Annotated in this window: 20 protein-coding genes and 1 pseudogene; 13 read left to right on the top strand and 8 right to left on the bottom strand. The window is 65.0% G+C overall.

Annotation, left to right across the window (positions count from 1 at the left end):
- Positions 1-7: 7 nt before the first annotated feature.
- Genes CH251_RS13610 through CH251_RS13595 form a run of 4 tightly spaced genes read right to left on the bottom strand, consistent with a single transcriptional unit; the run spans position 8 to position 3,124 of the window.
- Positions 8-673, bottom strand: a complete 666-nt coding sequence (locus CH251_RS13610) for a class I SAM-dependent methyltransferase (protein WP_094613599.1) — start codon at positions 671-673, stop codon at positions 8-10.
- Positions 670-1,419 (bottom strand): PIG-L deacetylase family protein, encoded by a 750-nt coding sequence (locus tag CH251_RS13605; protein ID WP_094613598.1) that lies wholly within the window; start codon positions 1,417-1,419, stop codon positions 670-672. Before CH251_RS13605 ends, CH251_RS13610 begins: the two co-directional genes overlap by 4 nt.
- Positions 1,413-2,408, bottom strand: a complete 996-nt coding sequence (locus CH251_RS13600) for an acyl-CoA dehydrogenase family protein (protein WP_256979054.1) — start codon at positions 2,406-2,408, stop codon at positions 1,413-1,415. The genes CH251_RS13605 and CH251_RS13600 overlap by 7 nt, the downstream gene beginning before the upstream one ends.
- A complete protein-coding gene (locus tag CH251_RS13595) occupies positions 2,405-3,124 on the bottom strand; it encodes a glycosyltransferase family 2 protein (RefSeq protein WP_094613597.1) in 720 nt (239 codons plus the stop codon). The genes CH251_RS13600 and CH251_RS13595 overlap by 4 nt, the downstream gene beginning before the upstream one ends.
- Before the next feature lie 295 nt (positions 3,125-3,419).
- Here CH251_RS13595 and CH251_RS13590 point away from each other — a divergent pair, with 295 nt between their 5' ends.
- The 5 genes from CH251_RS13590 to CH251_RS13570 all read left to right on the top strand — a co-directional run bounded on the left by CH251_RS13590 (position 3,420) and on the right by CH251_RS13570 (position 8,719).
- Complete coding sequence (locus tag CH251_RS13590; RefSeq protein ID WP_094613596.1) at positions 3,420-4,328, top strand: L,D-transpeptidase; 909 nt, start codon at positions 3,420-3,422, stop codon at positions 4,326-4,328.
- A 135-nt stretch (positions 4,329-4,463) separates the two neighbouring features.
- Positions 4,464-5,396, top strand: coding sequence for a carbohydrate ABC transporter permease (locus tag CH251_RS13585; RefSeq protein ID WP_179273473.1), 933 nt, complete (start codon positions 4,464-4,466; stop codon positions 5,394-5,396).
- On the top strand, positions 5,393-6,283 hold the full coding sequence (locus tag CH251_RS13580; protein ID WP_094613594.1) for a carbohydrate ABC transporter permease: 891 nt from the start codon (positions 5,393-5,395) through the stop codon (positions 6,281-6,283). The genes CH251_RS13585 and CH251_RS13580 overlap by 4 nt, the downstream gene beginning before the upstream one ends.
- A gap of 28 nt (positions 6,284-6,311) precedes the next feature.
- A complete protein-coding gene (locus tag CH251_RS13575; protein WP_094613593.1) occupies positions 6,312-7,637 on the top strand; it encodes an ABC transporter substrate-binding protein in 1,326 nt (441 codons plus the stop codon).
- Positions 7,637-8,719, top strand: a complete 1,083-nt coding sequence (locus CH251_RS13570; protein WP_094613592.1) for an ABC transporter ATP-binding protein — start codon at positions 7,637-7,639, stop codon at positions 8,717-8,719. The genes CH251_RS13575 and CH251_RS13570 overlap by 1 nt, the downstream gene beginning before the upstream one ends.
- Here the strand turns inward: CH251_RS13570 and CH251_RS13565 are convergent.
- Positions 8,697-10,007, bottom strand: coding sequence for a cytochrome P450 (locus tag CH251_RS13565; protein WP_094613591.1), 1,311 nt, complete (start codon positions 10,005-10,007; stop codon positions 8,697-8,699). The genes CH251_RS13570 and CH251_RS13565 overlap by 23 nt on opposite strands.
- Positions 10,008-10,080: 73 nt before the next feature.
- Entirely contained in the window at positions 10,081-12,039 is a 1,959-nt protein-coding gene (locus CH251_RS13560) for a M13 family metallopeptidase (RefSeq protein ID WP_094613590.1), read from the bottom strand.
- 54 nt (positions 12,040-12,093) lie between these two features.
- Between CH251_RS13560 and CH251_RS13555 the strand changes: the two genes are divergently transcribed.
- The 4 genes from CH251_RS13555 to CH251_RS13540 all read left to right on the top strand — a co-directional run bounded on the left by CH251_RS13555 (position 12,094) and on the right by CH251_RS13540 (position 16,387).
- The gene (locus tag CH251_RS13555) at positions 12,094-12,708 is read left to right on the top strand and encodes a TetR/AcrR family transcriptional regulator (protein WP_094613614.1); all 615 of its coding nucleotides are present in this window, start codon (positions 12,094-12,096) and stop codon (positions 12,706-12,708) included.
- Positions 12,705-13,583 (top strand): ABC transporter ATP-binding protein, encoded by an 879-nt coding sequence (locus CH251_RS13550; RefSeq protein ID WP_094613589.1) that lies wholly within the window; start codon positions 12,705-12,707, stop codon positions 13,581-13,583. The genes CH251_RS13555 and CH251_RS13550 overlap by 4 nt, the downstream gene beginning before the upstream one ends.
- Positions 13,580-15,163 (top strand): ABC transporter permease, encoded by a 1,584-nt coding sequence (locus CH251_RS13545; RefSeq protein WP_256979053.1) that lies wholly within the window; start codon positions 13,580-13,582, stop codon positions 15,161-15,163. Before CH251_RS13550 ends, CH251_RS13545 begins: the two co-directional genes overlap by 4 nt.
- 105 nt (positions 15,164-15,268) lie before the next feature.
- Positions 15,269-16,387, top strand: coding sequence for a GGDEF domain-containing protein (locus CH251_RS13540; RefSeq protein ID WP_094613588.1), 1,119 nt, complete (start codon positions 15,269-15,271; stop codon positions 16,385-16,387).
- A gap of 17 nt (positions 16,388-16,404) precedes the next feature.
- Here CH251_RS13540 and CH251_RS13535 read toward each other — a convergent pair whose 3' ends face one another.
- A complete protein-coding gene (locus CH251_RS13535; RefSeq protein WP_256979052.1) occupies positions 16,405-16,881 on the bottom strand; it encodes a DUF4190 domain-containing protein in 477 nt (158 codons plus the stop codon).
- Positions 16,882-16,992: 111 nt separating this feature from the next.
- Entirely contained in the window at positions 16,993-17,757 is a 765-nt protein-coding gene (locus CH251_RS13530) for a pirin-like bicupin family protein (RefSeq protein ID WP_094613587.1), read from the bottom strand.
- 157 nt (positions 17,758-17,914) lie between these two features.
- Here CH251_RS13530 and CH251_RS13525 point away from each other — a divergent pair, with 157 nt between their 5' ends.
- From CH251_RS13525 to CH251_RS27920, 4 genes and pseudogenes are all read left to right on the top strand, one after another.
- Entirely contained in the window at positions 17,915-19,300 is a 1,386-nt protein-coding gene (locus CH251_RS13525; protein WP_094613586.1) for a hypothetical protein, read from the top strand.
- Positions 19,301-19,381: 81 nt separating this feature from the next.
- Positions 19,382-19,549: a hypothetical protein gene (locus CH251_RS27510; RefSeq protein ID WP_176459207.1), complete on the top strand. Its 168-nt coding sequence runs from the start codon at positions 19,382-19,384 to the stop codon at positions 19,547-19,549.
- A gap of 161 nt (positions 19,550-19,710) precedes the next feature.
- The gene (locus CH251_RS13520) at positions 19,711-20,145 is read left to right on the top strand and encodes a GtrA family protein (protein ID WP_256985762.1); all 435 of its coding nucleotides are present in this window, start codon (positions 19,711-19,713) and stop codon (positions 20,143-20,145) included.
- Positions 20,146-20,273: 128 nt separating this feature from the next.
- Positions 20,274-20,378, top strand: a pseudogene (locus CH251_RS27920) (acyl-ACP desaturase); the annotation flags it as partial.

Raw genomic sequence — 20,378 nt, 5'->3', positions numbered from 1 at the left:
ACTTTCGTCACCGCACGTCGAGGCCGTCGGTGCTCGCGACCGACACGGCCGGGCCGTCCGACGCGACGAAGACCTCGATCCGGACGTCCTCGTCCAGGTAGCGGCTCAGTAGCGCCAATCCCGTTGTAGCAGCGATGATCTCGTGAACTCGGTCACCCGAGATCGGGTAGTCGTCCACGTCGTGACGCCAGTGTGCGGCCACCAGGGTGCCCCCGGCCTCCAGATGCTCGACGACGCGCGTCATCGCCGACGTCAGATCGTCGGCGTCGAGGTAGTACCCGACCTCGCTGATGACGACGAGATCGAACGTCGCCTCGGGTGTGGGCAAGGTCGACCAATCGTCGGACAGTGACCACAGCGCGAATTCGACTGCAGCAGCGTCGCCTACACGCCTGCGTGCGGAATCGAGGGCACCGTCCACCACATCGGTCGACACCACGTGATCGCACCGGATCGCCAATTGTTCGGTGAGCACCCCGATCGAGCAGCCGGGTTCGAGCGCGCGCCGATAGTGCGGCTTGGGCAGCGACGCCATGGTCAATGCGTATTTACGACGCTCGTACCACTTGCTGTCGAGCATGAACGGATCGTCCTTGTCCGCATAGACGGTCCGGAAGTACTCGGCACCGAGGCTCGTTCGAGAACCCTGGCTCGTTCGAGAACCCTCGCTCACGCGAACACCACCTCGAACGGTCGCCGGTAGCGGGCCAATATGTGCGGCGGCAACACCGCTCGGTCCGCAGGATGGTCGGACAGTGGACGGATCTGCGAATCGAACTGCTCGATCGACGCTCGTTTGGCGTCGAGGGTGTGCGGCGGCAGGTCGATACGGCGTCCACGTGTCCACGGCACGTCAGGATGATTCGGAGTTGCCCAGTGCCACATCCAGATCGGATACTCCACCACCGGTATCCCGACGGCGTTCGCTGCGGCGAGACAGGCACGTGCAGTGGCTTCGTGGTCGGGATGGCCGTCCCCGCGCCACGGCGTCAGACACCAGGTTCCGGGGGTGGCGTCGAGCAGAGGCATCAGCGCATCGGCCACCGCACCCTCGTGGTTCTCGACGTCACCGTCGGCGATCTGCAGACGCGTCGGCGAATGGTCGATCCCCAACTCGGCCAATGCGCGCTCGGACTCGACAGGGCGACGCGCACGCAGATCCTCTGCCGTGACAGTGGGGGAACCGGGATGGGAGCCGTCGCCGTCGGTGACGGCGACCACCCGAACATCGACGCCTGCTGCCGCGGCCAGGGACAGCAGTCCGCCGACGCCGAGCACCTCGTCGTCCGGGTGCGGAGCGACGACCACCATGGTGAGGACGTCCTTCCACTGCAGACCGGGAATGGACCAGTCGGCCGACATCCACTCCGATTCGGCGGTGCCCGCATCGACTTCGGCGTCGAATGCGTTCTCTACCATGGGTTGTCCTCCTCGGCTATGTCGTGCCCGAGGGCCTCCAGATCGCGTTCGGCGTGACTCTGTCGCAGGTAGACGGTGAGATCTGCGACGCGTCGGGCGTGCTGGGCGTCGCTGCACAGCGGGCCGGCACCGAGAGCGCGCCCGACGCGGTCGATGCATTGAGTTGCCGCATCCTCGACCACTGCCCGCACGATTCGGGCCCGGGTTCGGGCGCGCCCGGAGCGGTCGAACGGATCCGCGTCCACCTCGGCTGCGGCGGTGGTCAGTGCGCTCGACGCCGCACCGAGGGCCGCCGCGATGGCACCGAGATGCGCAGCGCGGTGCGGGTCCGGCCTGTTGCGGACGGCGGCATGAAGCGTGTCCGCCACCGCGCACGCGCTCCCGAACCAGGCGGCCGACACCCCGATGGCCCCGTGCCAGAAACCCGGCCGAGTGAGGTAGTCGGTCGGTCCGCCGACCGCGACGGCCGGGACGCTGTCGAATGCGATCGAGCCGGAATCGCTCTCGCTCATCCCCACCGCATGCCACGTGTTCGGTATCGGAGTTGCGCCCGGATGCGTCAGATCGACGGCGAACAACCGAGGACTGCCCTCCACGCGCGCAGTCACGAGCGCATGGGTGCACAGCGACGCACCCGAGCACCACGGTTTCGTTCCGGTGAGAACCCAGCCCGAATCGGCCGGCACCGCTTCGAGAATCGGTGCAGGCGGTTCCGCAGCCCACACTCCCCAGATCTGCCCGCGCTGCGGCGTCGGGCCGTCGAGTTCGTGCAGGATCGCGATCGCGTCGGTGTGCGCTTCGGACCACCGGCCCAGCACCGTGTTGTGCCGGCTCAGGGCGGCGAGCGATTGCCAGCGCAGATCGGTGTACCCCGAGCCGGGCAGCGCGAGGTCGAGACGACCGTCCGCCTCGAACGCCAGGAACGCGGCGCGCAGGCCGGTGTCGATGTCTGCTCGCTCGGTGGGTTCGAGAAAACCGGTCTCGCTCATGCGGTGGCCTCCAGGGAACGTAGGAATCCGGCCATGCCGTCGGGTGCTCTGCCGCGCAGCCGACCCGACGTCGCGACCGGAATGTCGCACACCCGACGGCACTCGATGCCGCCGAGCTCGAGGCGGCGGACCAGATCGTGGTCCTCGCCGGTGGGCAGAGGTGCAAATCCGCCGACGGAGAGGTACTCCGCCGCTCGGACACCGAGGTTGGCACCGTGCACGTGTGGGTGGCCGAACTCGTTTCGGTAGAGCGCGTCGTACGACGACCGCAACCCGACGTTCTCCGCGACGTGGCCCTCGAAATCGACTGCCACCGTTCCGGCCACTGCTCGCGCGCCCTCGGCGGCATGCCGGAGATGGCCGAGCAGCCAGTCCTCACCCACCCGGGTGTCGGCATCGGTGGTGGCGAACCAGGTGGATGCGCAGTGTTCGGGGTCGTACGTCGCGAATCCGGTGGCTCTGGCCGCTCCGACGTTGCGGTGCGCCACCTCGACAGCCGACACGGACGGATGACGTGCCGCAACGGCAGCCGAGTCGTCGGTGCACGCATCGAGCACGACGATCGTCGAAACGGACACCGAGGCCACATCCCGGACGCGGCGCTGTGCTCGTACCAGGGCGGTCAGGCAGGCGTCGAGCAGATCCTGCTCGTTGTGCGCGGGTACGACGACGACGATGTGGGTGACGGGGGTACGGGGGAAAGCATCGGAGATCACGGTCCACCCTTTACGGACACCGGACGAAGAAGAGTCCGTTTCGGAAACCGCCGGTGTCTGGACGGGATGTGCTCCCCTCGCACATACCCGTTCCCCGGCTGCCGACACATCCGCCGTGGCCTGGTGAGACGGTTCGGGGACCGGTTGCGAGAAGATACTCGTACCCGCGGTTTCTTTCGTCCGTTTCGTCGATATCCGATTAGCAAATGTCGGAGCGGTATGTGTTAATGGGCGTTGCCCCGCGGCAGCACAGTTCGCGGGTGTCGCGACGCAGCACGAAGGATGGTCGGGTTACATGGCATCACCGGTTCGCACACGCAGACTCGCCCGTATCGGCGCGATCGTTGCAGGTACAGCCCTTGCTGCGTCCGCCGCATTCGGTTCGGCACAGGCCGCGCCACTGTGGCCGGGCGGCCCGGACGTCTCCATCCCCGGAATGCCGGGGTCCTCGGATCCGGCCGCACCCGCGCCGCAGCAGCTCACCCCGCAGCTCGCGCCCGCGAACTTCTCCGATCCGAGCATCAGCCCCTCCGGCGGCGAGGTCGTCGGAGTTGCGCAGCCCATCGCCATCCGCTTCGACGAGGCAATCGGCGATCGTGACGCCGCGCTGCGGGCCATTCGCGTCACCACGAACCCGTCCGTCGACGGCCACTTCTACTGGATCAACGACACCCAGGTCCGCTGGCTGCCCAACGAGTTCTACCCGGCGCACACCCAGGTGACCGTCGAAGCAGGCGGAGCGAAGGCCGAATTCTCCACCGGCGACTCCATCATCACCACGGCCGACGACAACACCAAGCAGATCACCGTCACCCGCAACGGCGAGGTGGTCCGCACCATGCCCACCTCGATGGGCAAGGTCGGGCACGAGACCCCCAACGGCACCTACATCGTCGGCGAGCGATTCCGCGACATGTACATGGACTCGTCCACCTACGGCGTCCCCGTGGACTCCGAGGAGGGCTACCGCACCTACGTCGAGTACGCGACGCGCATCTCCTACAGCGGCATCTTCGTGCACGCGGCCCCGTGGTCGGAATCGCAGCAGGGCTACTCCAACGCCTCGCACGGCTGCCTCAACGTCAGCACCGAAGACGGCAAGTGGTTCTTCGAGAACGCCCAGAAGGGCGACCCCGTCATCGTCGTCAACACCGACGGCGGCACCCTCAGCGGATCCGACGGTCTCGGAGACTGGAACCGTTGATGCCTGCGGCAGTGGTGCGGTCGAGTGCCGTAGGGGGCACATAACCACACCACTGCGCAGCATTTGGTCTGCGTGACGGCACACGTTGGGGCCCAGTTCACCATTCGTTAGCCGAGGCTGAGCACAGTCCTCGCGGTGAGTGCAACAACCGAACGAGTGCTGCCCACGGCACGCAAGAAGAGCTTCTTCTCGCGGCCGTGGACCGATTACGCACTGTTCCTGATTCTTGTGGGCCCCAACCTGGTTCTGCTGGGTGTGTTCACGTACCGGCCGTTGGTCGAGAACTTCCAGTTCTCGTTCTTCGACTGGAACCTGTCCTCGCCCACCTCCACGTTCGTCGGCTTCGACAACTACCGTGAGTGGGCGTCCCGCGAGGACACCTGGCAGATCGTCGGCAACACCGTCGTGTTCACGGTCGCCGCAGTGGTGGGCTCACTGGTTCTCGGCCTGGTGCTCGCACTGTTGCTCGATCGAAAGCTCAGGGGCCGCAACTTCGTTCGCTCCGCGGTCTTCGCCCCGTACGTCATCTCGGGTGCCGCGATCGGCATCGCGTTCCAGTTCGTCTTCGACCCCAACTTCGGTTTGGTCCAGGATCTGATGCGACGCCTCGGCCTCGGTGCGGTTCCGGATTTCTATCAGGACCCCAAGTGGGCGATGGTCATGATCACCGTGACCTACCTGTGGAAGAACCTGGGCTACACCTTCGTCATCTACCTCGCGGCCCTGCAGGGCGTGCGTAAGGAGCTGATGGAAGCGGCCGAGATCGATCAGGCGAGCCGCTGGACCACGTTCCGCAAAGTGCTTCTGCCACAACTACGTCCGACGACGTTCTTCCTGTCCATCACGGTGCTGCTCAATTCGCTCCAGGTCTTCGACATCATCAACGTCATGACGCGCGGTGGCCCGCTGGGCACCGGCACCACCACGATGGTCTACCAGGTCTACGAGGAGACGTTCCGCAACTTCCGGGCCGGCTACGGTGCCACGGTCGCGACGATCCTGTTCCTCGTCCTGTTGATCGTCACCCTCGTGCAGGTACGAATCATGGATCGAGACGATCAGCGATGACAGTGACGAACAAGCCTCGGACTGCGACGCCGGAGAAGGTGCCAGGGCCGCGCGACCAGCAGCGTGCGCGACGTAGCGCGAACATCCTCGGATACGCGGCCATGGTCGCCGTCCTGCTGATGATCGGGCTGCCACTGTTCTGGATCCTGATCACCTCCTTCAAGGATCGACCGGACATCTACGTTCAGCCGGTCACATGGTGGCCCAGCGTGTTTCACCCGCAGAACTACGACGAGGCGACGACGGAGGTGCCGTTCTTCACGTATCTGCGCAACTCCATCATCATCACCACGGCCGTGTCGTCCATAAAGTTCGTCCTCGGGGTTCTCAGCGCCTACGGTCTGGTGTTCCTACGCTTCCCCGGTAAGAACATCGTCTTTCTCGTCATCATCGCCGCGTTGATGGTGCCCAACCAGATCACCGTCATCTCCAACTACTCGCTCATCTCCGAGCTGGGGTGGCGGAACTCGTTCCAAGGCATCATCATTCCGTTGGCCGGTGTCGCCTTCGGTACCTTCCTGATGCGCAATCACTTCCTGTCGCTGCCGCCGGAGATCATCGAGGCCGCGCGGATGGACGGTGCCGGACCGGTACGGCTGATGTTCCGGGTGATCCTGCCGCTGTCCGGCCCGACCATGGTGGCCTTCGCCATCATCACGATCGTCACCGAATGGAACGAGTACCTGTGGCCGTTCCTGATGTCCGACGACTCGTCGGTCGCGCCGCTTCCGGTCGGGTTGACGCTGCTCCAGAACAGCGAGGGCTACACCAACTGGGGTGCAGTGATGGCCGCGACGGTGCTGACCATTCTGCCGATCCTTCTCGTCTTTCTCGTCCTGCAACGCCACATGATCAAGGGCCTCACCTCCGGTGCGGTCAAGGGCTGATTCACCTCACTATCAGGAGTCGAACACCATGGCACACATCATCAATCGGCGTGGCTTCCTCACGCTCACCGGTGCGGCTGCGGCCGCCGCAGCCCTCGCGGCGTGCAGCGGTCCCGGATCGGGCGGGTCGGGCGGCGAGGCCGTCGAAGGCGATGCGAACACCATCAGTTTCTGGTCGAACCACCCGGGCAAGTCCCAGGAGTTCGAGAAGGAACTGATCTCACGCTTCCAGGCCGAGAACCCCGGCCTGACGGTCAATCTCATCGACGGTGGCAAGAACTACGAGGAGGTGTCGCAGAAGTTCAACGCGGCGCTGTCCGGCAACGATGTGCCCGACGTGGTCGTGCTCTCGGACGTCTGGTGGTTCAACTACGCGCTCACCGGTGCGATCGAGCCGCTCGACAAGCACTTCTCTGCAGCAGGTGTCGATCAGTCCGATTACGTGGATTCGCTGCTGGCCGACTACAACTGGAACGGCAGCCACTGGGCATTGCCGTACGCACGCTCGACGCCGCTGTTCTACTACAACAAGGCCGTCTGGCAGCAGGCCGGCCTGCCCGATCGCGGACCGGCCACCTGGCAGGAATTCGACGAATGGGGCCCGCGCATCCAGGCCGTCGTCGGAAACGGCAAGCTCGCTCACGGTTGGGGTAACGCCGTCGACTACCTCGGGTGGACGTTCGAGGGACCGATCTGGACGTTCGGTGGATCGTACTCCGATCAGTTCGAGCTGAAGTTCGACGACCCCAATACCATTGCGGCAGGCAAGTTCCTGCAGGACATGATCCACACCAAGAAGTACGCCGCGGTGTCCAACGACATCGCCAACGACTTCGCCGCGGGCATCCTCGCGTCCACCATCGCCTCCACCGGCGACCTGTCCACCATCAAGGCCGGTGCCGCGTTCGAGTTCGGTACTGCCTTCCTGCCGGCCACCGAAGGCACCCCCGGCTGCCCCACCGGTGGTGCGGGCCTCGCCATCCCGGCGAAGATCTCGGACGAGCGAAAGGTGAACGCGCTCAAATTCATCGACTTCGTCACCAACGGCGCCAACACCGCCTACTTCTCGCAGAACACCGGCTACATGCCGGTCCGCAAGTCTGCGCAGCAGGACCCGTCGGAGATCGCATTCCTCGAGGCGAACCCCAACGCGAAGACGGCCGTGGATCAGTTGGCGCTGACCCGCTCGCAGGACTACGCCCGTGTGTTCGTTCCCGGCGGCGACAAGATCATCGGCAGTGGACTCGAGCAGATCGCACTGCAGAATGCCGATGTCGCAACGACGTTCGCGTCCATCTCGGATCAGCTGCAGCAGATCATCGACCGCCAGATCACCCCGAAGCTGCCGAAGTAATGGCCGCCGTTCACTACGCCGGCGTTTCGCACCGGTATCCGGGTGCCGATTCGCTCGCTGTCGACAACCTCGAACTCGACATCGCGGACGGTGAGTTCATCGTTCTCGTCGGACCTTCGGGCTGTGGGAAGTCGACGAGTCTGCGGATGCTCGCCGGTCTCGAGTCCGTCGAAAGCGGTCACATCGACATCGGCGGAGTGGACGTCACCTCGCTGGCTCCGCGGGCCAGGGACGTCGCGATGGTGTTCCAGAACTACGCGCTGTACCCCAACATGACTGTCGGCGACAACATGGGCTTCGCGCTGCGCAATGCCGGAATGAGCAAGTCCGACACCGCAGCACGAGTACTCGATGCGGCGAAGATGCTCGAACTCGAGCCGCTGCTGAACCGCAAGCCCGGCAAGCTCTCCGGCGGGCAGCGTCAGCGAGTGGCCATGGGGCGCGCCATCGTGCGTCAGCCCAAGGTGTTCTGCATGGACGAACCACTGTCCAACCTCGACGCCAAGTTGCGGGTGTCGACCAGAGCCCAGATCGCCGGTCTACAGCGACGGTTGGGCACCACGACGGTCTACGTCACCCACGATCAGGTCGAGGCGATGACCATGGGTGATCGCGTCGCTGTATTACTCGACGGCAAGTTGCAGCAGATCGCTGCGCCTCGGGAGCTGTACGACAATCCTGTCAACACGTTCGTCGCCGGATTCATCGGGTCACCCGGCATGAATCTGGTCGACGCCCCCGTGCGCGACGGCACCGCCTTGCTCGGCGAGTTGCGCATTCCCGTGCCGTCCTCGGCGGGTGAGCGCGTCGTCGTCGGCGTGCGACCGGAATCGTGGGACCTGGTGGGCGACAGTGCCGGTGGCCTGCAACTGACCGTCGAGCTGATCGAGGAGCTGGGTGCGGAGTCGTTCGTCTACGCCTCCGCACCCGCCACGATCGACGGGTGGACGACCACATCCGGGAGGATGTCGGTCCGAGTCGATCGCAAGCTGTCCATCGCACTGGCCGAAACGATTCGACTGGTGCCCCGGATCGAGGAGCTGTTCTTCTTCGATTCCGTTACCGGCCTGCGGTTGTCGTAGCCGGTTCGCCGAGATCCACCGGGAGAGTGGCCCATCCGTGTAGGACGCGGGTGTTGCGACGGGTGCCCTCGCCTGCCGACCGCAGGTGAGGGAACCGGTCGAACAGGGTCTTGAGGCCAACTTCCGATTCGGCCTTGGCCAGTGCAGCGCCGAGGCAGTAGTGACGCCCTCCCGAGAACGACAGGTGCTTACCGGCATTGGCGCGGGTGACGTCGAAGCGATTGGGGTCCTCGAACACCAGCGGGTCCCGATTGGCACCGGCGAGCACCAGCACGACGAGCTTGCCCTCGTGCACCGTCACCCCCTCGACCTCCACGTCGTGCTTGGCCATCCGGGCGGTGAGCTGTACGGGAGACTCCATCCGCAGCATCTCGTCGATCGCGGTGGGCCAGTGCGACGGATCCTGTTGAAGCACAGCCAGTTGATCGGGGTGGTCGAGCAGAAGTCGGATGCCGCTGCCGAGCAGATTGACTGTCGTCTCGAACCCTGCAGCCAACACCAGACCTGCGGTGGCTCTGAGCTCCTCGTCGTTCAGGCCGATACCCTCGTCCTTCGCAGCGATGAGCTGGCTCATCAGATCGTCACCGGGGTTGCGGCGCAGCTCCGCGATGTGCTGCGAGAGCCAGGCGTCGAACCCGATCAGCCCACGCTCGACCTGCTTGAACTGAGACCACGACAATCCGATATCGAGACTGGGTGCGGCCATTTCGCCGAACTCGAGGACTCGTTGATTGTCCTCCTCGGGAACGCCGAGGATGCGCCCGATGACCGCGACCGGCAGTCGCGCGCAATAGCGATCGACGATGTCGACGACCGGCGAGCCGTCGGACAGCTCGTCGAGCAGAGCATCGGCGGTTTCCTGCACCTGATCGCGCATCTTCTTCACCGCGCGGGCAGTGAAGACCGAGGACACCAGCTTTCTGTATCTGGTGTGGTTCGGCGGCTCGACCGAGAGCAGTGACGGCGGCAGAATCGGGTGCAGTGCACCGGATCTGGTGTGCTCCTCGATCCACCGCAACGGGCCGGGAAGGGTTGCACCCAGCTGGGTGACTCGGAAGTCGTCGGAGCGCAGCAGGTCGAAAGCCACCCGGTGGTGCACGGTGATGTTCGAGATCCGGGTCTTCACCAGCGGCGCGGTGGCGCGCAGTTCTTCGTAGACCGGCGTCGGATCTGCCCGCGTCGCTGGGTCGGCCACCAGCATGGCCTGCCGATCACCTGCGGCTGCAGCGCGCTTGGCCCCGAACCTGATGACCCCGTGCGCCGCGAGCCATCGTACGAATTCCCTCATCCGAAATCCCCTCCCCATTGCCCTACGGATGTGAGTGGAACTTCGTAGCACGCTACGAAGTTCCACTCACCTGCTACCAGATCCTGACGCGCTTCCCCGGGTCCAAGTACAGCGCATCTCCGGGCCGTACGTCGAATGCTTCGTGAAAACTGTCGAGATTTCGCACGACGCCGTTGCAGCGGAACTCCGGCGGCGAGTGCGGATCGACGGCGAGTCTACGGATCGCCTCGGCATCGCGTGCCTTGGTACGCCACACCTGTGACCACCCGAAGAACACGCGTTGCAGCCCGCTCAGGCCGTCGAGCACCGGCGCGTCCTTGCCCTCGAGCGAGATCTCGTAGGCGGCGACCGCGATCGACAGGCCACCCAGGTCGCCGATGTTCTCGCCGATGGTGAACTCGCCGTTCACCTTGTGGCCGGGCAGTGCCTTCGGCTCGAACTCGTTGTACTGCTCGATCAACGCCGTGGTGCGCTTGCCGAATTCGGTGCGGTCGCTGTCGGTCCACCAGTCGACCATGTTGCCGTCACCGTCGTACTTGGCCCCTTGATCGTCGAATCCGTGGCCGATCTCGTGACCGATGACGGCTCCGATGCCGCCGTAGTTGGCCGCGTCGTCGGCCTCTGGGTCGAAGAACGGAGGCTGCAGAATGGCTGCGGGAAAGACGATCTCGTTCATGCCGGGGTTGTAGTACGCGTTGACGGTCTGCGGCGTCATGAACCACTCGTCACGGTCGACGGGTCCGCCGAGCTTGTCGAGGTCGCGCTGGTAGTCCGCGGTGTAGCCGCGGCGGTAGTTCCCGAGCAGGTCGTCGGCGCTGATCTCGACACTCGAGTAGTCGCGCCACCGATCGGGGTAGCCGATCTTGGGGGTGAACTTGCCCAGCTTGTCCAACGCCTTCTCGCGCGTCTGCGGGCTCATCCACTCGAGCTCGGAGATGTTGCGGCGGTAGGCCTCGGTGAGATTGTCGACCAGCACCTGCATCCGAGCCTTGGAGTCGGCCGGGAAGTGGCGTTCGACGTAGAGCTTGCCGACGGCCTCCCCGAGCACGTCCTGAACCAGAGAGACGCCGCGCTTCCAGCGCTCGCGGTTCTCCTCGGTACCGGTCAACGTGGTTCCGTAGAACGCGAAGTTCTCGTCGACGATCTCGCTCGTGAGAAACGGTGCCCGCGAATGCACTACGCGCCACGCCAGCCACGCCTTCCACGCTTCGATGTCCTCGGAGGTCCACAGCGAGACGAAGGTACTCAGGAACGGCGGCTGGCGTACGACGATCTCGGCGAACTGCTCGGTAGTGGCACCGAGCCCGGAAATCCATGCGGTCCAATTGAATCCGGCACCGTTCTGAACCAGGGTGTCGAAATCGACGAGGTTGTAGCTCTTCTCGGCGTCACGCCTGGCCACGACGTCCCAGTGGCCTGCGGCGATCTTCTGCTCGAGGTCGAACACCGTCTGTGCGTCGTACTCGATGCCGCTGAGCGCGAACATCTTCGAGATGTGCTCGAGGTAGCTCGCACGAATCTCGGCGTACTCGTCCTGGCGGTAGTACGACTCGTCCGGCAGGCCGATGCCGGATTGGCTGAAGTGGACCAGGTAGCGATCGGACTGCTTGGCGTCGGTGTCGACGTAGTGGCCGATGGCACCGCCGACGCCCGTGCGCTGCAGGGAACCGAGAACGCCTGCGAGGGTGACGAGGTCGGTGGCGTCGGAGATGGCGGTGAGCTCGTCGGCGATCGGGGTGACGCCGAGTTGCTCGGCACGGTCGGCGTCCATGAAGCTCGAGAACAGGTCGCCGATCTTCTGCGCGTCGCTGCCCGCGGGCGGGTTCGCGGCGGCGGATTCTTCGATGATGGTCTGCACGTCGACCTCGGCGCGGTCGTACAGCGTGCGGAATGCTCCGTCGACTGCGCGGTCGGCCGGGATGTCGTATTCCTCGAGCCATTTGCCGTTGACGTGCACGAACAGGTCGTCCTGTGCGCGTGTGTTCTCGTCCTGGTAGCTGAGATCGATGCCCGAGTTCACTACTGAAGTCATGCGTCCATCTTTACACTCTTGCGCTTGATTGAACGGGTGTTTAATGTGCTGTACATGCGTTCAGTGACGGAAGATCTCACCACCAGGGCACGAATTCGCGACACCGCGATCGACGTCTTCGGCTCGCAGGGCTTCACCGCCGGGGTTCGGTCGATCGCCACCGCGGCAGGCGTCTCTCCCGGGCTGCTCAATCATCACTTCGGGTCCAAGGACGGGCTGCGCGCAGCGTGCGACGAGCACGTTCTGCGAGTGATCCGCGAATCGAAGACTGCCTCGGCTGCCCCCGCCGGCATGATGGAACAGCTGGCTCGGATCGACGAGTACGCGCCGCTCGTCGCGTACATCGTGCGCAGCTTCTCCGTGGGCGGTTCGTTGGCGCGAGAGTTGTTCGAGCACATGGTCGACGACGCAGTCCGCTACATCGACGACGGGGTCCGCGACGGCCGATTCACCCCGAGTCGAGACCCCGCGGCACGCGCCCGATTTCTGACGCGACAGAACGTCGGCGGATTGCTGCTGTACGTGCAGATGGCCGGCCCCGACGTCGATTTCCGCGAGGCCCTGAGCGCCCTCGGCACAGAGGTCATGTTGCCTGCGCTCGAGCTCTACACCGACGGACTGTTCACCGATTCCCAAGTTTTGGACGCGTATCTGGAGGCGAAAGAATGACCGACGCAATCGCAGTGGACGGTCTGGTGAAGACGTTCGGCTCGGTTCGGGCGCTCGACGGACTGACGCTGCACGTACCGACCGGTGAGGTGCACGGCTTCCTCGGACCCAACGGAGCCGGTAAATCCACGACGATCCGAATCCTGCTCGGTCTGGTCCGCGCGACGTCAGGCGACGTGCGGCTGTTCGGAAGCGACCCCTGGACCGACACCGTTGCACTGCATCGACGCCTGGCGTACGTCCCGGGTGACGTGATGCTGTGGCCGTCGCTGACCGGCGGTGAGGTGATCGACCTGCTCGGCCGAATGCGGGGCGGCATCGACTCTGCTCGCCGCGCGGAGTTGATCGAGCGATTCTCCCTCGACCCGGGCAAGCGCGCCCGCACCTACTCCAAGGGCAATCGCCAGAAAGTGGCGCTGATCTCGGCTCTGGCGTCGAACGTGGAGTTGCTCATCCTCGACGAACCCACCTCGGGACTCGATCCGCTGATGGAGCAGCACTTCGGCGACTGCGTGAAAGATGCTGCCCGACGCGGAGTCACGGTGCTGCTGTCGTCGCACATCCTGTCCGAGGTGGATGCGCTGTGCAGTTCGGTGACCATCGTGAAAGAGGGCCGGACGGTCGATACCGGGACTCTGGCCTCGATGCGACACCTGACCCGCACGACGGTCACCGCCGATCTCGAGCGCATGCCCGACGGTTTCGCCACGCTCGCGGGGGTGTCCGACGTCCGAGTCGAGGGATCCTCCGTCACCTGCACGGTGGAGAACGACGCCCTCGGGGCGACGATGCACGTACTCGCCGACGCCGGAGTCCGCAGCCTGGTCAGCTCCGCCCCGACGCTCGAAGAACTGTTCCTCAGGTACTACGCATGAACGCCCTGAGTGGTACCGGCGCGTTGTTGCGGTTGTATCTGCGTCGCGATCGTCTGGTGGCACCGGTGTGGATCGTTCTGCTCGGAGCGTTGCCGCTGATCTATGCCGTCAGCTTCGAGGGCCTGTATCCGACGGCTGCGGATCGGCAGGCGTTCTACCTCGGGACTCTGTCGTCGCCCGCGCAGGCAGCGCTCGTCGGCCCGATCTTCGGTAGCGACCTGGGCGCTCTGGTGTCGTGGCGCTCCGGTCTCGTGTTGGCGCTGGTTCCGCTGGCGGCGATCCTCACCGTGATCCGGCACACCCGAGGCGAGGAGGACGCGGGTCGAACCGAGCTGATCGGATCGACGGCGGTGGGTCGCTACGCCGGGTTGACCGCGGCGATCGCCCTGGCGGGTGGCGCGGTGGCGGCCACCGGGGCGTTGTCGACCGTTTCGCTGTGGGCGTTCGGTCTCCCGGTGGCCGGGAGCATTGCGTACGGGGCATCGGTCGCCGTGGTCGGAATCGTCTTCGTCGGCGGTGCGGCAGTGGCGGCACAGGTGGCGTCGGGAGCGCGGGCGGCTCGCGGTTACGCCCTCGGTGTGCTGGCCGTGGCGTTCGCCGCGCGGGCGGTCGGCGACGCGGGCTCGGGCACCCTGTCGTGGTTCTCGCCGATCGGATGGTCGGCGCAGGTGCGGCCGTTCGCAGACGAGAGGTGGTGGCCGATGTCGATGTCACTGATCGTCGCGGCGATGCTCCTCACCGCTGCGCTCGCCGCTGCCGAGCGTCGCGATCTCGGTAGTGGACTGGTGGCCGAGCGTCGTGGACCAGCAACGGCACCGCCGTCACTGGCCGGACCCATGGCACTCGCCTGGCGACTGACTCGCGGGGCGACCGTGGGCTGGACCGTGGGCATCGCGCTGTTCGGCATCGCCATCGGGTCGTCCGCCCACGACATCGGTGGGCAGCTCGGCAGCAGTGCCGCCATCGGCGATGCGCTGGAGAAGTTCGGTGGCAGCACCATCGAACAGTCGTTCATCGCCGCTGTACTGAGCATCGTGGGCGTCCTCGTGGCGGCGTATTCGGTCTCGGCCCTGCTGCGGTTGCACAGCGAGGAGGAGGCGGGTCTGGCCGAGATCGTGCTGGCGACCGGCGTCTCGCGCCTGCGGTGGCTGGCCGGTCACCTCGTGTTCGCCGTCCTCGGGCCAGCGTGGCTGCTGCTGTTCGTCGGCGTCACCATCGGGCTGACGTACGGGTCGGCCACCGGCGATATCGGAGGAGAACTGCCGTCCGCAGTGCTGGGCGCACTGGGTCAGCTGCCGGCCGTGTGGGTGGTGACGGCCATCGGCATGGCCCTGTACGGCTCGGTCCCCCGATTCGCGACCGTCCTGTGGGCCGTTCTGGGCGGCTTCGTCGCCCTCGGCCAGGTCGGGTCGGTGGTGGGCCTGCCCCAGCCGTGGCTCGATCTCTCGCCCTTCACGCACGTTCCGCGACTGCCGGGAGCCACAGTCGAATTCGCGCCGATCGGATGGCTCGTCGTGATCGCCATCGTTGTCGGTATAGGAGGTTTCACAGCGTTCCGACAAAGAGGCATCCGAGGGTGACGTGCGTCCGATAGCATCGGACGTGGCCGATTTGTCCGGCCCGGTCCAACACGGTGGCGTCCTGTCGGGTCCGTGATCTCTGAGCCGAACGCGCATGGAGGTTACGTGCACTCGACATTCCTGCGCACATGGTGGAACCAGTCGCACAGCTACGAGTCGGTGGTGAGCTACCTCCGACTGCACGGTGCGCTCGCGCCGTATCGCCTCGCTGCATCTCTGAGCACGTTCTCGTACGGATTCGCCGCTGCCGCACTGCTGTTGCTCACCGATTCTCCGCCGACCTCGGCTGTCGGCCGATCGATCATCGTGATTGCGATCGTGTCGACGCTCCTCGTCGGTATCGCATGGTTGAAAGCTCCGTGGCCCTCGAAGCGTGTGTCCCTGATGTTCGCCGTGTACTCGGACATCGGAGTGACTCTGGTTCTGTTGTCCTACGGATCGCCCCAGACCACCTTCTTGGCCCTCGCGATGCTCGCAGCCAACAGCGTGTACGTGCAGCTCTTCCACAGTCCGAAAGTCATGGCCCTGCACTTGCTGTGGGCCGGGACGGCCGTGACGCTCTTCTTCGTGCTGATCCTGCTGTCGCCCGACGCCGATCACGGATTGGCCGTCGCGCAACTCGTGGTGCTCGTCCCCATCACGTTCATGGGCCCGACCTTCTTCCAGTACCTGCTCCTCAAACTGCAGGTCCAGGCGCAGGCGGCCAACTTCGACCCGCTCACTCAGGTGCGCAACCGACGAGGGCTCGACGAGGCACTACCGGTGTATTTCCTCGGGGCGACCGACGTGTCGGTGATGGTCGTCGATGTGGACCGATTCAAGTCGATCAACGACAGATTCGGTCACCATCAGGGGGACGCGGCCCTGCAACTCGTCGCACGTCGGTTGACGACGGACGGTGTGCTGGTTGCGCGGGTGGGCGGCGAGGAGTTCGCTGTGGTGACCAAATCGGCCGAGAACCAGGCTCTCGCACTGGCCGAGAAGTATCGCTGTGCCGCGCATTCCGCAGAGGACCCCGCACCCCTGACGGTGAGCATCGGCGTCGCGCACTGCACCTATCCGATTTCCGAGGACATCGATTTCGACATCGTGGAACTCACCACGCTGCTGTTGCGGCGAGCCGACGCCGCGATGTACGAAGCCAAGCAGCAGGGCGGCAATCAGGTGGTCGTGGCGGGCTCGACGCCCCGACGTGATCGGTCTCCGTCAAGCACCGAGACCTGAGTGCCTGACGCGGCGACTCAGTTCGGTGTCGAGTCGTCGTACTGGTTCTCGACGTTCTGCTGGAATTCGTCGGCACATTGCTGTTGAGCGGCAGTATCACTGCCTGCGTTGCTGAGGCAGTCGGTGAAGTCCTGTCCACCGACTGCGTTGAACAGGCCGACGCCGACGACGACGAGAACGATCGACAGCGCTGCGGCCACGAAACCCAGAATGATCGCGATGAGTGACACGGTGCCGTTCGTGGCGGTGCGCTTCTTGTACCTGGACCGTCCGACGAAGCCGAGAACGATGGCGATCAGGCCGAGAAGAATGCCGCCGACGATGGTCCAGGAGAACAACACACCCAGAATCGCCAGGACCAGAGCAACCGTGCCGACGGTGTTCTTCGGTGCCGGCGGCTGTTGTTGGTATCCGCCCTGCTGGGGGTACTCACCGGGTGACGGGTAGTTTCCGGGCGGGGGATAGTTTCCGGGCGGCGGATTCTGATTCGACACGTTGAGTACCTCCGATATCGGCGATCGTGAACGCTCGGAGTGTATGTGGATGGCTCCGGTGCGCACAGGAGCCACGTGCTCCCGTGATCAACTTGTCATCGAACGTGTGCGTCACCCGCCGAGCCGCGAATGCATCTCCCAGATCAGTACCTCGGCCGATTCGGTGGCAGTAACACGTTGTCCGCCAGTGGAACTCATGCGGACGGCATCACCCTCCCAGAGCTCGCCCACCCCCTCGAGCGTGACGGTGCCGCGCGCGACGAACAGGTGCACGAACGGGGCGTCGGGCACCGTCACCGAGGCTCCGGGCAACAACCTTGCCGCGTGCAGTGCAGCCGACTTCTGGCCGATGGTGATCGCTGCCTGACCACGGTGCTTGTCCATTCCCGACGCGACGGTGACCAACCCGCCGCGCAGTAGCTCGTCGCCGATCTCGAGCTGTTCGTATCCGGGTGTGGCACCGGGACTGTCCGGAAGCACCCACATCTGCACGAAGCGAACGGGTTCGGTGTGCCTGTTGCCGTCGATGCTCCAGGAGTCGTTCTTCTCGGAGTGCATGATGCCCTTGCCCGCGGTCATCCGTTGCGCGAGGCCGGGATGGATGATTCCGGAGTGTCCGATGGAATCCTGATGCACCAGCGAACCCTGCATCACCCACGTGACGATCTCCATGTCGCGATGCGGATGTGTCTCGAAACCCTGACCGGCAGTGACGATGTCGTCGTTGTTGACCAGCAACAGTCCGTGATGGGTGTTGTCGGGGTCGTAATGCCGGCCGAAGGAGAACGAATGTTTCGAGTCCAGCCAGGACACACGGGTTTTCGATCGATCACCGGCGCGGTGTACGTCGATGTGGGCGGTCAGTGGAGCGGACATGTGACCACTCTACGAGCATGTCGGTGCACCGGCGTACGACCTGCATAACGTTCGGGTGTCTTTGCGGTCGGTGTGTGAGCGTCGCCGGGAGTGGGTAGGTTTCGCTGCGTACGGTCACAAGCTCCGCAAACTCCCCCGAAGGCGGCGAGAGATTCTCATGGTCGGTTCCAGCTCGAGTGTGGCACGCACGGTCGAACCCCAGCTCGAGGATGCTCTGGCGGCGTGGTTGCCAGGTCAACGGTGGTTCGGCGCAAAGGGTTCGACGGTCGGTGCGGTGCGAATCGTCGCGCGCGACGTGCTCCGGGACGAGCCGCATTTCGCGGCCGAGCATCTGCTGGTGGAGGTGCAGCTGACGCAGGACGGCGCGGCCGTGACGCAGACCTACCAGGTGCCCCTCGGCTTCCGGACCGAACTGACCGACGAACTCCGACCGTGGATACTGCCCGTGACAGGCGAGGTGTTCGTGTTCGACGGTTTGCGCGACCCCGAGATCATCGGCCTGTACGGAGATGCGCTTGCCGCCGGAAAAGCCACTGGCAGCATCGAATTCAAGATCGTCGACGGTTCGAGTGTGCCCAGCGGTCTGCGCGGTCGGGTTCTGGGGGCCGAGCAGTCCAACACCTCGGTTATTCTCGGTGATCTGCTGTTGCTCAAGCTGTTTCGTCAGGTGCCGCCGGGAATCAGCCCCGATGTGGAACTGCATCGCGCGCTGGCGGAGGCAGAGAGCGTCAACGTCGCGCCGCTTCGCGGCTGGCTCGAAGCAGAAGTCAGCGGTGAACCCACGACGCTCGGTATGGCCCAGGATTTCGCCGCGAACTCCGCCGAGGGGTGGACTGCGGCGCTGGCCAGCGTGCAAGAGGTGTTCGATTCCCCGCAGACGCCGATCGAAGAACTGCCGGCCGATTTCGCCCCGGACGCGCATCGAATCGGCGCAGCTGTGGCGCAGGTGCATCACGACCTGGCATCGATGCTGGGCACCGCCGAACGGTCGGTGGAAGCGACCGCCGTCGAGGAGATCCTCGCCCGCATCTCGGGAGTGGCACGGGTGGTGCCGGAGATCGCGCAGTACATCCCGGCGGCTACCGCCCTGATCTCGCGGGCGGAGGCGTCGAACAGCACCACTGTGCAGCGCATCCACGGCGACCTGCATCTGGGTCAGGTGCTGGGCACTCCCGAACGGTGGCTGCTCATCGATTTCGAGGGTGAGCCGGCCAAGACCCTGGCCGAGCGTAGACAGATGGACAGCGCGCTGCGGGACGTGGCGGGAATGCTGCGCTCGTTCGACTACGCCGCCAATCACCTGCTGGTCGACCGCCCCGAGGACGAGTCGGCGCGCGAGCGGGCCGAGCAGTGGGCGGCGCGGAGCATCTCTGCGTTCTTCGACGGATACGCCTCGGTGGCCGGGCATGATCCCCGTCACGAGGCCGACCTGTTGCGCGCATACGAACTGGACAAGGCCGTGTACGAAGTTCTGTACGAGGCACGCAATCGGCCCACCTGGCTGTCGTTGCCGATGCGGGCCGTAGCGCGCCTGGTGAGCTGAGCGTGCAGTGACGACCCAGGGGTGCCGGTCGACCGGCACGTCTACGACAAGTACCGTATTGCCTGACACGGGAGGCAGGACATGAACGGTATCTTGGCAATTTTCGGCATCGCGGTGGTCGTCGTCACCATCGTCGTAGTGGTCGTGCTCGTCGCGGTGTTGTTCGTGGCATCGATCAAGCCCGACAGTCTCAACATCGACCTGGATCGCAAGAAGCGCGCTCGGGAAGAAAGTTCCACCAAGGCCTGAGACTTCCGTCACGTCCGAGACCGATTCGGTCGTGTGCGGAGTTGTATCGAGTCGAAGCGCCGACCGACGCTTCCGGTTCTGCAACTGGAGACCTCGTGAGCACTTGCCTGAAAGTCGCGGCTGCGTCCCGGTCGGGCTGTGCGCCTCGCATCAGGTCGCGGATGCTCGGGGAGTCGGTTCTCGCTCAGTTCGCGCGCTTCGTGATCGTCGGGGTATCGAGCAACGGTGTGTACGCCCTGGTGTTCGTCGCTCTCGCTTCCCTCGGATCGTTCAGTGCCAATCTTGCAGGTGTGGCGGCAAGTACCGTCCTTGCCAACGAGTTGCACCGCCGTCACACCTTTCATGCGGCCGGTCGTGTCGGTTGGTTCCAGACGCAGTGGGAAGCCGGAGGACTGGCCCTGATCGGGCTGGGTCTGAGTACCGCGTCACTGGCCGCCGTGCACATCCTGTTCCCGACAGCGCCGACGTACGTCCAGGTCCTGGTGGTCATCGCTGTCAGCGGCGTCTTCGGAGCCGCCCGATTCCTCGCTCTCCGTGGCTGGGTGTTCCGTCCGGCCACGCTCGCGTCCACGGAATCGCCCCTGGCGGTTCGCTGAGCTGTGATGTCGCACCATTCGGTGCGGGCATCGGTTGCTACCTCTAACAGAATCCGGGCAAGGCTCCACGCGTCGAGCATCGATCGCCCTAGGCTAGCGAGCTGACGTCAACGCGAGGAGGCATCTCGATGGCCAGGGATCTGACACAGCTCGAGCTTCTGCAAGAGCTGGTGCCCACTGCCGAGGACAATGTGAACCGTCACATCTCGATGGCGCGGGAGTGGCACCCTCAC

Source organism: Rhodococcus sp. 06-462-5 (assembly GCF_002258315.1).
Taxonomy (GTDB): Bacteria; Actinomycetota; Actinomycetes; order Mycobacteriales; family Mycobacteriaceae; genus Rhodococcoides.
The sequence above is the reverse complement of the archived record's forward strand: the minus strand, read 5'-3'. Positions and strand labels throughout refer to the sequence as shown.